Origin of the sequence: Micrococcus sp. (assembly GCF_030523875.1) — a bacterium.
Taxonomy (GTDB): Bacteria; Actinomycetota; Actinomycetes; order Actinomycetales; family Micrococcaceae; genus Micrococcus.
On record NZ_JAUNHR010000017.1, the window covers coordinates 23,110 to 35,518 of the forward strand.

A 12,409-nucleotide genomic window follows, 5' to 3' on the forward strand; every position below is an offset into this window, starting at 1 on the left:
ACCGCGACGCCGAGGCGTCGGCCGCCGGGGGCACGAGGGGCCCGGCGGGCCCACCGACCGGGCCTCACCGGGCCACCAGCCGCAGGAACGCCCCGATCATGGGCAGGTCCGCCGGGTTCGTGGGCAGGGCGTCCGCCAGCGCGGGTGAGTGCACCAGGTAGCAGGCCCACTTGCCGCGGGAGACGGACACGTTGAGCCGGTTGCGGTCGAGCAGGAAGTCCAGGCCCCGCGGCACCTCCTGCGGGGAGGAGGCCGCCATGGTCAGGATCGCGACGGGCGCCTCCCGGCCCTGGAACCTGTCCACGGTGCCCACGGTGGTGTCGGTGAAGCCGGCGTCGTCGAGCGCCGCCCGGACCGTGGCGACCTGCGCGTTGTAGGGCGCCACCACGATCACGTCCTCAGGGGTGAGGGCACGCGGACTGTCCCCGTCCTGGGGGTCCGTCCAGCTCCGCCCGACGACGTCCCGCACCAGCTCCACGACCCTCGCCGCCTCCTCCGGCGAGGACACCGCATTGCCGGAGTGGTCCACCGGCACCGGGTGCAGCCCGGGCTCGATCCCCGCGAGCAGGCGGGCGTCCGTGACGTCCTCCTTCGAGCGCAGCTGTCCCGCATAGGAGAGGTCGGACACGGCTCGCGTGAGCGCGGAGTGCATGCGCCAGGACGTGTCCAGGAAGAAGCCGCGGTCCGGGCGCAGCACGGGCGCGTCCTCGATCAGCCAGCCCAGGGCCGCGTCCCCGATCGGCTGCGGATGCGTGCCCTGAGTGACCTGCGGCAGCTGCTGCGGATCGCCCAGCAGCAGCACCGTGTCCGCCATGGCCGCCGCGGCCAGGGTGTTCGCCAGGGAGAACTGGCCGGCTTCGTCGATCACCAGCAGGTCGAACTCGGGGGTCCTCTGGCTCGCGAACGTCCATGCGGTGCCGCCGAGCACCGTCCCGGGCTCCTCGAGACGGGAGTAGCCCGCAGCCTTGCTCACGGACGTCCAGGGCACCTCGGTCTCGTCCTGGTCCTTCCTGCCCTCCTTCAGCACCCGGTCGGCGGGCACGCCCACCGAGACGAGCTTGGCCAGGAAGTTCTCCACCACGGCGTGGGACTGGGCGGTGACGCCCACGCGCCACCCGCGCTCCACGAGCGCCTTCACGGCGTGGCTGCCCACGTGGGTCTTGCCGGTGCCGGGCGGACCCTGCACGGCCACGTAGGAGCCGGCGGCGGACTCGAGTGCCTCCACGAGGGCCTCCCACCCCTGGCGGCCGTCGGTGCCGGCGCGGGCCGCGGTGCTGATGGCCTCCAGCGTCCGGCCCGCCACGGCGGGGGAGCGGCGCGCCAGCACGTCGGAGGTCACGCCCTCGGCGGGCAGCGCGCCGGCGGCCCGGGCCGCCTCGGCCGCGTCGCGGATCCGGTCCAGCAGGCTGCCCGTGGGGACCTGGGTGTGGGCGAACGCGGCCATCGGCAGCTCGCGGTGGTGCTCCGCGTCCTTGGCCGTCCTCTCCCTCAGCAGCAGGGTGGAGCGGCCGTTAGGGTGGTCCTCCACGTCCTCCACCGTGGCGCCGCAGCCGATCCAGCGCACCGCGTTGGGCGGCATCTCCTCCCGCCGCCCGGCGGGCACGTCCTCGTACACCGTCTTCGCGTCGGCGCCGACCGTCAGCTGCGTGCCGGGCTCGAGGCGGCCGGTCACCCGCAGGACCCGCTGCAGGCTGCGGCCCCGCGGCGGCACGTGCCAGTCCTCCGCCACGTCCACACGGTCGAACACCACATTGGCCCGAGGGTCCTGCCACTCATCGGCGGGGGAGATCGCCCGGTCGAAGAAGGCCCACCACATCGGCTTGGCCTCGCGCTGGAAGAAGCCGAGCCCGGCGGCGAGCAGGGCCAGGCCGCGCGCGCCGCCGTCGAGCTCCTCGTCCGGCACCGGGACCTCCGCCCCGGTGACGGGGTCCACCCGGGTGGGCAGCAGGTCCAGGAGCGCCCGCTCCAGCGCCGCGTCCTCCCGGGCCTCGCGCTCGCGGTCGGTCAGCTCCTCCTCGCCGGCGACGCCGCCCGGCGCCTCCGGCACGGTCGCGACCTCGGCCGGGTCCACCTGCGCCCGCAGCCAGTCCCGCAGGCGGGCGGTGGAGACGCAGTCGTACCGGTTGTACTCCTCGATGCCCGCCCGCAGGTCGGCCGCCTCCGTGGCGTCGCCGCACTCCACGGCCTCGACGTACGCGTGGTACTCGGCCACAGAGTCCGCCGCGGTGGTGACCCCGTCCTCCGCGCGGTGGTCCGCACCCATGTACAGGGGCTCGAGCTTCTTGATCGAGTAGCTCTCCACGCCCGCCCGCAGGCTCGCCCGCACGGTGGAGTACAGGTCCACGAACAGGCCGGCGCGCAGCCAGTCGTCCAGCTCCCGCTCGCCGACGCCGTGGCGCACGGTCAGCCGCTTGAGCGCGGTGACCTCGTAGGGGGCGTAGTGGTAGATCCGCATGCCCGGGTGCCGCACCCGCCGTGCCTCCACGAAGCGCACGAACTCCTGCAGCGCCGCCCGCTCCTGGCCGCGGGTGTCCGCCCACAGGCCCGTGAAGCGGAAGTCCCCGAACGCCGTGCCCGCGGTGTCCCCGTCCGGGGCCTCCACCCAGCCCCACAGGTACTCCAGCCCCTCCATCTCCCCGGACGGGGCTGTCCACAGGGGGTCGCCCTCGAAGTCGAAGAACACGTCCCCGGGGTCCGGCGCGGGCAGCCCCCGGACTGCCGTGGCGTCCATGATCTCGAACGGCCGGGTGCCGTCCGCCCGCCGCGGGGCCAGCTGGGCGGCGGCCTGGTCCCGCAGACCGCGCCAGGAGCGCTCCGGCATGCCCGCGGGGGCCTCCGTGGACACCGCCAGCTGCTCGATCGTGGCGATCCCCGCCTCCCGGAGCCGGGTCCGCTGCAGGCGCGTGGCCCCGGCCGTGAGCAGCACGTCCCGGTGCTCCGCCACCGCCTCCGCGCACGCCTCGCACGCCCCGCACACGGCCAGGGCGTCGTCGCCCCAGCGGGCCGGCTCCCCGGAGGCGATGTGCGCCCGCAGCAGCCGCTCGAGGCGGGCGCGCTGGTGCCGGTAGACCGGCACGAGCTCCGTGAGGTCCACGCGGTGCTCGGTGCCGTCCCCCAGCCACAGGCTGCCGTGCCGCGTCCGGGGCACGCCCAGACCGTCCAGCAGGTCCGCGTACGCCGCGATCTGCAGCAGCGCCGTCACGCGCGCGTGCCGGGCCAGCTTCGTGTCCACCACCTCGTACGCCCCGTCCGGGTGCTCGGCGTCCCGCCGGAGCACCAGGAAGTCGGCCAGGCCGCCGAACGCGCCGTCGTGCAGGAGCGCCTGGAACACCACCGTCGGCCGCGCCGCCAGCGCCCGCGCCGTGCGCTCGCGGGCCTCGGCCACGCCCCCCGCGGTGTACCGCTCCGGCCGGGCCAGCCGCACCACCTGCTCCTCCCCGTGCTCCGCCACGAGCCGCGCGAGCGCCCGCTCCTCATGGGCGTCGCCGAGGGCGGAGACCCGCTGCAGCATGGCGTCCTCCGCCGCGATCCGCTTCGCTCGGCCCAGCGCGGGGTCCACCTTCAGCCGCAGCCAGCCGTACGTGCACGTGGCGGCCGCGGTGATGTCGGAGGGGCTGAGGAGGAACGCGTCGCCGTCGAGGAGCTTCACCATGCGGCCCACCCTAGGCGTGACGGCGGACACGACAGGGGGTCCCCTGACTTGACGCAGGTCACACGGAGCGAGTTACCTAATGATCGTTCAGTAATTCACCGCGCGCCCGCGTGCCCGACCCCGGGGAGGACCATGGCCGAGACACCGCACCACCCCCTGCTCGCGCGCGACCGCGTCGCGCAGTGGCTCGGCGTCGTCCTCGAGGCCGCGGAGAAGGACCACGCGCGCATCCGGATGACCCTGACCGAGGACCAGCACAACGGCCTCGGCATGGCCCACGGCGGCGCTGTGTTCGCGTTCGCGGACGTGTGCTTCGCCCTGACCTGCAACGATCCGCACGGCGACGGCACCACCCTCACGGTCGCCTCCGGCGTGGACGTCAACTTCGTGGCCGGCGCCCGCGCCGGGCAGACGCTGATCGCCGAGGGCCGCCTCGTGGCCTCCGCCGGCCGCTCCGGCGTCTACGACATCACCGTCACCACCGACGACGGCGCCCCCGTGGCCGCGTTCCGCGGCCGCTCCCGCACCGTCGCCGCGAAGGCCCGCTGACCGGCGTCGTCCCCGACGGCGACCCGCCCCCAGATCCACCGACCCGTCCCATCCTCAAGGAGAACCCGATGCTCGAGGCGTCCGTCCCGAACCCCTACTCCCCTGCTCCGCTCCCCAAGAACCCCGAAGACCGGGGGAAGCAGGACCCTGAGGAGACGATGAGCCGCGACCAGATCGAGGCGCTGCAGACCGAGCGCCTGCGCTGGTCCCTGCACCACGCCTACGAGAACGTCCCGGCGTACAAGGAGCACTTCGACGCGCACGGCGTGCACCCCTCGGACTTCACGGAGCTCGCGGACCTCGCCAAGTTCCCCTACACGGACAAGGAGTTCCTGCGGAAGAACTACCCGTTCAAGGCCTTCGCCGCCACCGGGTCCGAGCTCCGCCGCATCCACGCCTCCTCCGGCACCACCGGCCAGCCCACCGTGGTCGGCTACACCGACGACGACCTGGACACCTGGGCCACGCTCGTCGCCCGCTGCTTCCGTGCCGGCGGCATCCGCCCCGGCGACCGCGTGCACAACGCCTACGGCTACGGCCTGTTCACCGGCGGCCTGGGCGCCCACTACGGCGCCGAGCGCGCCGGCGCGGCCGTGATCCCGATGTCCGGCGGCCAGACGGAGAAGCAGGTGCAGCTGATCACCGACTTCGAGCCCACCGCCATCCTCTCCACGCCCACCTACCTGCTGACCATCGCGGACGGCTTCAAGAAGATGGGCCTGGACCCCCGCAAGTCCTCGCTCAAGACCGCAATCCTCGGCGCCGAGCCGTGGACCGAGGAGATGCGCCGCGAGATCGAGCAGACCTTCGACATCGACGCCCTGGACATCTACGGCCTCTCCGAGGTCATGGGCCCGGGCGTGGCCGGCGAGTCCGTGGAGACCAAGGACGGCTCCCACATCTGGGAGGACCACTTCCGCCCCGAGATCATCGACCCGCTCACGGACGAGGTGCAGGAGACCGGCCACCCGGGCGAGCTCGTGTTCACCTCGCTGACCAAGCAGGCGCTGCCGATCATCCGCTACCGCACGCACGACCTCACCCGTCTGCTGCCGGGCACCTCGCACCCGGGGCACCGCCGCATGGGCCGGATCACCGGTCGCTCGGACGACATGATCATCCTGCGCGGCGTGAACCTGTTCCCGTCCCAGATCGAGGAGCTGGCTCTCCAGGAGCCGGCGCTCTCGCCGCACTTCACGCTCGAGATCACGCGCCCGGGCCGCATGGACCAGATGGCCGTGAACATCGAGCGCCGGGACGACGCGACCATGGAGGACGCGCAGAGGTGCGCCGCGCACCTGCAGAAGGAGATCAAGACGAAGATCGGCTCCTCCTGCACGATCAACGTGGTGGAGCCCGAGTCGCTCGCCCGGTCCTCCGGCAAGCTCAAGCGCATCTACGACCTGCGCGACAAGGGCTGACCCCGGCCGCGACAAGGCCCGTGCCGGGCCGGCGCCGTCCGCCCGACTCGGCCGCCCCCGGGCCCGCCCCGTACAGTGGGGCGGGCCCGCGGCGTCGCCCGGGCGAGACCACCAGGAGTGAGGACGACGTGACGCAGACGGAGGCCGCCTCGCGAACCGCCCGCCCCGCGCGCCGGGGCCGGCCCGGCTATGACCGCGCCACCCTGCTGGCCGAATGCGTCGACCAGTTCAACCGGCACGGCTACGACGCCACCTCCATGGGCATGCTCGCCGCGCACCTGGGCATCTCCAAGTCCGCGATCTACCACCACGTGGAGTCCAAGGAGGCGATCCTCGGCCACGCCCTGGACGACGCCCTCGACGCGCTCGAGGCGTCCATGGACCGCGCCCAGGCGTCCGGGGTGGCCCCCGGCGAACGGGTGGAGCGCGCCGTCCGCGGCGGCCTCGAGGTGCTTGTGGAGAAGATGCCCGAGGTCACCCTGCTGCTGCGCCTGCGGGGCAACTCGGACGTGGAGCGGGCCGCCATGGAGCGACGCCGCGCCATCACGCGCCGCCTGGGCGAGATGATCGAGGCCGCCCAGGCCGAGGGCTCCGTCCGCGACGACGTCACCCCCCCCAACCTCGCCCGCCTCGCGCTGGGCACGATCAACTCCGTGGTCGACTGGTACCGCCCCGAGGGCGACGCCCCCGGCCACAAGACCGTGGACGAGATGGTCCTCGCCGTGACGGGCGTCGTGATGGGCGGCCTGCGCGGCTGACGGGCGCTGCGGCGTCAGTGCCCCGCCGACCCGGTCAGGACGCCGGGCCGAACTCCTCGGCCACGGCCGCACGGACGGCCTGGGCCATGTCCAGGACCTGCTCCGGCGCGGCCGTCACGCCGCCGGACTCAAGGGTGGTCACGGCGATCAGCCGCGCCCCGTCCCGCGTGGTGACGGTGGTGCCGGGCATCGTTCCCGTGGCCTCACCGGTCGCGGTGGTCGTGGCGACGTCGTACTCCACCCCGTCCACGGTGACGCGCTCGGTGGCGAGCGCGGCCTCGTCGTCGGCGTTCCCGACGCAGGACGTCTCCCGGTTCCGCTCGGCCTGCTCGACCTGCTCCGCCGCGGCCTCGTCCGGGAGGGTGATGATGAGGACGGAGGCGTCCGGCCCCGCCGCCTCTCCGCCCTCCGCCGGCTCCACGCGGGCACCGGAGTAGCTCACCTCGGTGCCGCCGGACTCCGCCAGCAGCCCGTGGACGGCACCCTGCGCGGCCCAGCACTCGTCGTCGGCGAGCGGGCGGACCCCCGCGCGCATCTCCTCCGCCTCGGGGTCCGTGGCCGTGGCGTACTCCTGCTGCTGGGACCGGAGGATGGAGAACTCGCCCGTGGGCGTGGTGTCCACGGTGACGTCCCCCAGGATCCCGAGGATCTCGGCCATCGGCTCCTTCAGGGCGAGCACCTTCTCGTTCTCCGGCAGCTCCACGTCCGCGTCGACCCCGGCCGGCAGCGCCGGCGCCCCGGAGGAGGACGACGGGGCGGAGTCCGGCGCGCTGCCGGACGCCCCGGCGCCGCCCGACGACGCGGCCCCGTTGCTGGACGCGGACGTGGTGGCCGCCGCGGGGCTGGAGGAGGCGCCGCCGGGTTCGCCGGCACCGCAGCCGGTCAGGACGGCGGTGGAGGCCAGGAAGACGGCGGCGCCCAGGCGGGCTCGACGGGCGGGGGAGGTCGCGCCTGTGCGCGCAAGGTCCAGTGTCATGCGTCACAGTGTGCGCTCAGGTGCGGGCCCCGGCAAGGACGAGGTCGGCCCCCACCCGGAGGTGAGGGGCCGTCGTCGTGGTGTCGGCGGAGGTCAGGCCTCCGGACGGGCCGGGGTCACGCCTCCGGCTGCTCCGGCATCGGCCAGGTCTTGGCCACCAGCGTCAGGACGTCGTACTGGGCCACCAGCTCGTCGTCCTGGTTGTGCAGCTGGCAGTCCCACGCGACCTCGCCGTACTCGTCCGTCACGCGCGGGGTGATCCGCTTGGCGGTGAGGGTCACGCGGATGGCGTCGTCGTAGGTGACGGGCGTGATGAACCGCAGGTCGTCCAGGCCGTAGTTGGCCAGCACCGGGCCCGGGTCCGGGGCCACGAACAGGCCCGCCGCCCAGGAGACCAGCAGGTAGCCGTGGGCCACGCGACGCGGGAAGAACGGGTTGGCCATGGCGGCCTCCTCGTCCGTGTGCGCGTAGAACCTGTCCCCGGTCTCCTCGGCGAACCGGGTGATGTCCTCCAGCTTCACCGTGCGCAGGCCGGAGGCGAACTGGTCGCCGATCCGCAGCTCGTCCAGGGCCTTGTAGAACGGGTGCTTGGCCCGGCCGGCGTCCACGTCCTCGCGGGTGGCGGTGTTCGCCGCGGCGCCCTGGTGCCACACGCCGGTGATGGCGGTCAGCAGGTCCGGGGAGCCCTGGATGGCGGTGCGCTGCATGTAGTGCTTGACGGCGCGCACGCCGCCGAGCTCCTCGCCGCCGCCGGCGCGGCCGGGGCCGCCGTGGATCAGCACCGGCACGGGGGCGCCGTGGCCGGTGGTGGTCTTGGCGGTCTGGCGGTTCAGGAAGTGCACGCGGCCGTGGTGGGCGCCGATCCCGGCGGCGAACGCGCGGGCGGTCTCGCCGTCGTTCGTGGCGACCGTGGCCACCAGCGAGCCGGAGCCCAGCGCGGCGAGCGCGACGGCGTCGTCCACGTCCGTGTAGCCGATCACCGAGGTGACCGGGCCGAACGCCTCCACGGAGTGCACCGCGGGGGTGCGGGCGTCCGCGAAGGAGAGGACGGTGGGGGCGAAGAATGCGCCGGCCTCGGCGTCGGCGTCGCCGGTGGGGGCGTCCGGGCCGCCCAGGCGGACCTCGCCGCCGGCGTCCACGAGCGTCTGCACGGCCTTGCGGACCTCCGACTGCTGCTCCTTGGAGGCCAGGGCGCCCATGGTGGTGCCCTCGACGCGCGGGTCGCCCAGGACCACCTTGGCGGACAGGCGCTCGGTGAGGGCCGCGGTGACGTCCTCCACCATGGCCTCCGGCACGATCACGCGGCGGATGGCGGTGCACTTCTGGCCCGCCTTGACGGTCATCTCCTGGAAGACGACCTTCACGAACGCCTCGAACTCGGGGGAGTCCTTGTCCGCGTCCGGGCCCAGGATGGCGGCGTTGAGGGAGTCGGTCTCCGCGGTGAAGCGCACGCCGCCGTTGAGGACGTTCTCGTGCTTGCGGAGGGTCTCGGCGGTGCCGGCGGAGCCGGTGAAGGCCACGTGGTCGCGGTAGTCCAGGTGGTCCAGCAGGTCGCGGGCCGAGCCGGAGATGAGCTGGAGGGAGCCCTCGGGCAGCACGCCGGACTCGAGCATCATGCGCACGCACGCCTCGGTGACGTAGCCCGTGGGGGTGGCGGGCTTGACCACGGTGGGCACGCCGGCCACGAACGCCGGGGCGAACTTCTCGAGCATGCCCCACACCGGGAAGTTGAAGGCGTTGATCTGCACGGCCACGCCCGGGATGCGCTGGTAGATGTGCTCGCCGATGAAGGAGCCGTCACGGGAGAGCGGCTCGACCTTGCCGTCCACGATCACGTTGGCGTTCGGCAGCTCGCGGCGGCCCTTGCCGGAGAAGGTGAAGAGGGTGCCCACGCCGCCGTCGACGTCGAACGCGTGGTCGCGCTGCGTGGAGCCGGTGGCGAAGGAGAGGTCGTAGAGCTCCTGGATGCGGGAGTTCAGGTAGAGGGCGAGCTCCTTGAGCTTGAGCGCGCGCTCGTGGATGGTCAGCTCGCCGAGGTTCTTCTGGCCCACCGTGCGGCCGTGCTCGATGACGGCGGCCGTGTCGATGCCGTCCGTGGACACGCGGGCCATGAGCTGGCCGGTGTTGGCGTCGAGGACGTCGGTGACCCTCCGGGGGTCCTCGGGGGCCCACCAGGAGCCGGCGACGAAGCTCGGGAGGATCTCGGTCTGGGTCTTGTCCGCGGTGGCGGTCATGCGGTGCTCCTTCGGGACTCGAGGGCGTCGGTGCGGTGCGACCCGGCGCGCGGCGGGGCTGCGCGCAGAGGAGACCGACCGATCGTTCGGTTATTGCCCGGGAAACCGGGAACCCGGCCCTGGGGGTGGGGGAGGGGCGGGGCGAGAGGGAGAGGCGGGGCGGAGCGGGCCGTCGTCGTCGTGCCGTGGCCCGGCCTCCTGCGCGCCCCTGTCCGTCACGCGCCTCTCCGCCCCGTGCCACCGCCCCGGTGCCCCTCCCTCGGCCGCCATCCGGACGTTCGGACCGGAAAGAAGTGACGTTTCCGGTCCGAACGTCCGGATGGCGCATGGCCGGGTGCCGTGGTTGCCCATAGATCCGGTGTTCGACGACGACGCCGGCACCGCGTGCGTCAGGATCGGACCCATGGCTCGGCATCCTCCTCCTCTGCCCCCGATGCGATGCGGTCTCGACCAGGCTCTCCGGGAGCCGACCGTCTTCGCGACGGCCACCGCGATGCGTGCCGGGATCCCACGGCATCGCCTGCGCAGATCCGACCTCGTCTTCGCAGGGCACGGGCTCTGGCGCCGGGTCGACCGCGAGGAGGAGCTCACGGACAGGCTCCGCGCCCTCCAGGATCTGCATCCCAGCGCGGCGTTCTCGCATGCGACGGCCCTGCGGATGCTGGAGGTGGACCTGCCTGGCCGGTGGGACGCCGACCTCGAGATCCACTTGACGCATCCCTCCTGGCACCCGGTCGACTCACGGCGCGCCGACGTCATCCACCATTGGAGACGGTTGGACGTGCCGACCCGGGTGCTCCACGGCGTGCGGGTCACGGAGACGGCGTACTCCTGGGTGGACGTGGCGTCCCTCGGCGCGAGCGTGGAGGAGCTCGTCGTGATTGGTGACTCCGCTCTGTTCGATGTGCGCGAACCGAGGCGGCGTAGGAACCGGCGGCCCGGCGTCGTGACCATGGAGGCCCTGCACGGCGGTGTCGCGGCCCGGGCCGGCGAGCCGGGCGTCGTGCGTGCCCGGGAGGCCCTCGCACTCGTGCGGCAGGGGTGCGACTCGCCGCAGGAGACCCGCCTGAGGCTCGGGATCATCGCGTCGGGGCTGCCGGAGCCGGCGGTGAACCCTCGGGTGCGGCTCGCGACGGGCCAGGCGCTCCGGGTCGATCTCGTGTGGGAAGAGGCCAAGGTGGCCGTCGAGTACGACGGCGACCAGCATCGCACCGACCGGCGGCAGTGGCGCGAGGACCGCGAGCGTGACGCGAGCCTGCGCGCCGAGGGGTGGACGGTGATCCGGGTGACGGCCGACGTGTTCCGCGAGCCGCAGTGGTGGACGTTCCTTCAGCAGCTGCGGATAGCCCTGGAACTCATCTGAGCACTGGGGCGCCGTGGGGAGCGCCAGCTGCCACTGGCGGTGCCATCCGGACGTTCGGACCGGAATGCGGCCCGGATTCCGGTCCGAACATCCGGATGGCAGGGCTGAAGGGGCAGGGGGAACGGCCGGGGACAGCGGCGACGGGGTTGAGCCGGCAGAGGATCCGCCCCGCCCGGCGCGCCCCCGGGCGTAGGATCACCCCTGTCCGATCGGACACCCCCCATCCCCTCACCTGGAGACCTCCGCCGCATGCTGCGCACCATGTTCCACGCCAAGATCCACCGGGCCACCGTGACCCAGGCGGACCTGCACTACGTGGGGTCCGTGACCGTGGACCAGGACCTCCTCGACGCCGCCGGCATCCTGCCCGGCGAGCTCGTGAGCATCGTGGACGTCACCAACGGCGCCCGCCTCGAGACCTACACCATCGCCGGAGAGCGTGGCTCGGGCGTGCTCGGCATCAACGGCGCCGCCGCCCGCCTGATCCAGCCGGGGGACGTGGTCATCCTCATCGCGTACGCCCAGATGGACGACGACGAGGCCCGCACCTTCAAGCCGACGGTCGTCCACGTGGACGCGGAGAACCGCATCGTGGAGCTGGGCACGGATCCGGCCGAGGGGCTGCTCGACGGCGTCGCCCGCCCCCCGCGGTCCCGCCGCCTGGAGGACGCGCAGGCGGAGCTCTGACCCCGTGACCGGCGCCTGCCCCGCGCATCCCGGGCCCGGACCCGCCGCCGACGACCGCCGCAGCGCCCGCGCGGGGGAGCCCTCCCGCCCGGACGTCGAGTGCGTGGACGGCGTGTGGCATGTGCGCTCCCAGCGCCTGGTCCGGGAGGTGCTCCGCTCCGCGGACGCCACCCGCCAGGCCGGGTTCGGCGTGGAGACGGTGCGCGCGGGACTGCCCCTGACCCGGTGGCCGGTGCTCTAGGCGGACGGGTCGGAGCACCGTGCCCAGCGGGCGGCGATCGGCCGCCACTTCTCCCCGGCCACGGTCGACCGGGAGTACCGGGAGCACATGGCGGCGGAGGCGGACGCGCTCGTGGGCCGGCTGCGGGACGGGCGCATCCACGACCTCTCCGAGCTCGCGCTGCACTTCTCCACCCGGGTGGCGGCGCGGGTGGTGGGGCTGACCGAGTCGGACCAGGAGGGCCTGGCCCGGCGCCTCGTGGCGTTCTTCGACCAGCCGGACGCCGTCCTCGGCGAGCCGTCCACGGGCTGGCGCCGGATCACCGCGCTCGCGGCCTCCCTCCCCGGGGCCCTCGACCTGCTGCGGTTCCACCTCGCCGACGTGCGCCCCGCGATCCGGGCGCGTCGCGCCCACCGCCGCGACGACGTCGTCTCCCACCTGCTGGACGAGGGCTGCTCGGACCTCGAGGTCCTCATGGAGTGCGTGACGTACGGCGCCGCCGGGATGGTCACCACCCGCGAGTTCCTCCAGATGGCCGCCTGGCACCTC

At 73.7% G+C, this 12,409-nt stretch carries 9 protein-coding genes and 1 pseudogene; 7 read left to right on the forward strand and 3 right to left on the reverse strand.

The features are described from left to right. Positions 1-64: 64 nt before the first annotated feature. Positions 65-3,652: a TM0106 family RecB-like putative nuclease gene (locus Q4D18_RS03935; protein ID WP_303126040.1), complete on the reverse strand. Its 3,588-nt coding sequence runs from the start codon at positions 3,650-3,652 to the stop codon at positions 65-67. A 132-nt stretch (positions 3,653-3,784) separates the two neighbouring features. Between Q4D18_RS03935 and Q4D18_RS03940 the strand changes: the two genes are divergently transcribed. From Q4D18_RS03940 to Q4D18_RS03950, 3 genes are all read left to right on the forward strand, one after another. Continuing rightward, a complete protein-coding gene (locus Q4D18_RS03940; RefSeq protein ID WP_303126041.1) occupies positions 3,785-4,201 on the forward strand; it encodes a PaaI family thioesterase in 417 nt (138 codons plus the stop codon). A gap of 68 nt (positions 4,202-4,269) precedes the next feature. After that, on the forward strand, positions 4,270-5,622 hold the full coding sequence (locus Q4D18_RS03945; protein WP_303126042.1) for a phenylacetate--CoA ligase family protein: 1,353 nt from the start codon (positions 4,270-4,272) through the stop codon (positions 5,620-5,622). 128 nt (positions 5,623-5,750) lie between these two features. After that, a complete protein-coding gene (locus Q4D18_RS03950; protein WP_303126043.1) occupies positions 5,751-6,380 on the forward strand; it encodes a TetR/AcrR family transcriptional regulator in 630 nt (209 codons plus the stop codon). 34 nt (positions 6,381-6,414) lie between these two features. Here Q4D18_RS03950 and Q4D18_RS03955 read toward each other — a convergent pair whose 3' ends face one another. Both Q4D18_RS03955 and paaZ read right to left on the reverse strand, forming a co-directional pair. After that, positions 6,415-7,356 (reverse strand): hypothetical protein, encoded by a 942-nt coding sequence (locus Q4D18_RS03955; protein ID WP_303126044.1) that lies wholly within the window; start codon positions 7,354-7,356, stop codon positions 6,415-6,417. A 116-nt stretch (positions 7,357-7,472) separates the two neighbouring features. Further along, positions 7,473-9,590 carry a phenylacetic acid degradation bifunctional protein PaaZ gene (gene paaZ, locus Q4D18_RS03960; protein WP_303126045.1) on the reverse strand — a complete coding sequence of 706 codons (2,118 nt, stop codon included), beginning with the start codon at positions 9,588-9,590 and terminating at the stop codon, positions 7,473-7,475. 358 nt (positions 9,591-9,948) lie between these two features. On the opposite strand from paaZ, the gene Q4D18_RS03965 reads away from it, so the two are divergent. From Q4D18_RS03965 to Q4D18_RS03980, 4 genes and pseudogenes are all read left to right on the forward strand, one after another. Further along, positions 9,949-10,953 (forward strand): endonuclease domain-containing protein, encoded by a 1,005-nt coding sequence (locus tag Q4D18_RS03965; protein WP_303126046.1) that lies wholly within the window; start codon positions 9,949-9,951, stop codon positions 10,951-10,953. A 249-nt stretch (positions 10,954-11,202) separates the two neighbouring features. Further along, positions 11,203-11,640, forward strand: coding sequence for an aspartate 1-decarboxylase (gene panD, locus Q4D18_RS03970; RefSeq protein WP_303126047.1), 438 nt, complete (start codon positions 11,203-11,205; stop codon positions 11,638-11,640). Between the two features lie 4 nt (positions 11,641-11,644). Then, positions 11,645-11,881 (forward strand): hypothetical protein, encoded by a 237-nt coding sequence (locus tag Q4D18_RS03975; protein WP_303126048.1) that lies wholly within the window; start codon positions 11,645-11,647, stop codon positions 11,879-11,881. 87 nt (positions 11,882-11,968) lie between these two features. Then, a pseudogene (locus Q4D18_RS03980) lies at positions 11,969-12,409 on the forward strand (cytochrome P450); the annotation flags it as partial.

What these genes read in the sequence shown, in the direction of transcription:
- Q4D18_RS03935 (WP_303126040.1), bottom strand. Translation starts at nt 3,652, where the DNA reads ATGGTGAAGCTCCTCGACGGCGACGCGTTCCTCCTCAGCCCCTCCGAC.
- Q4D18_RS03940 (WP_303126041.1), top strand. Translation starts at nt 3,785, where the DNA reads ATGGCCGAGACACCGCACCACCCCCTGCTCGCGCGCGACCGCGTCGCG.
- Q4D18_RS03945 (WP_303126042.1), top strand. Translation starts at nt 4,270, where the DNA reads ATGCTCGAGGCGTCCGTCCCGAACCCCTACTCCCCTGCTCCGCTCCCC.
- Q4D18_RS03955 (WP_303126044.1), bottom strand. Translation starts at nt 7,356, where the DNA reads ATGACACTGGACCTTGCGCGCACAGGCGCGACCTCCCCCGCCCGTCGA.
- paaZ (WP_303126045.1), bottom strand. Translation starts at nt 9,590, where the DNA reads ATGACCGCCACCGCGGACAAGACCCAGACCGAGATCCTCCCGAGCTTC.
- panD (WP_303126047.1), top strand. Translation starts at nt 11,203, where the DNA reads ATGCTGCGCACCATGTTCCACGCCAAGATCCACCGGGCCACCGTGACC.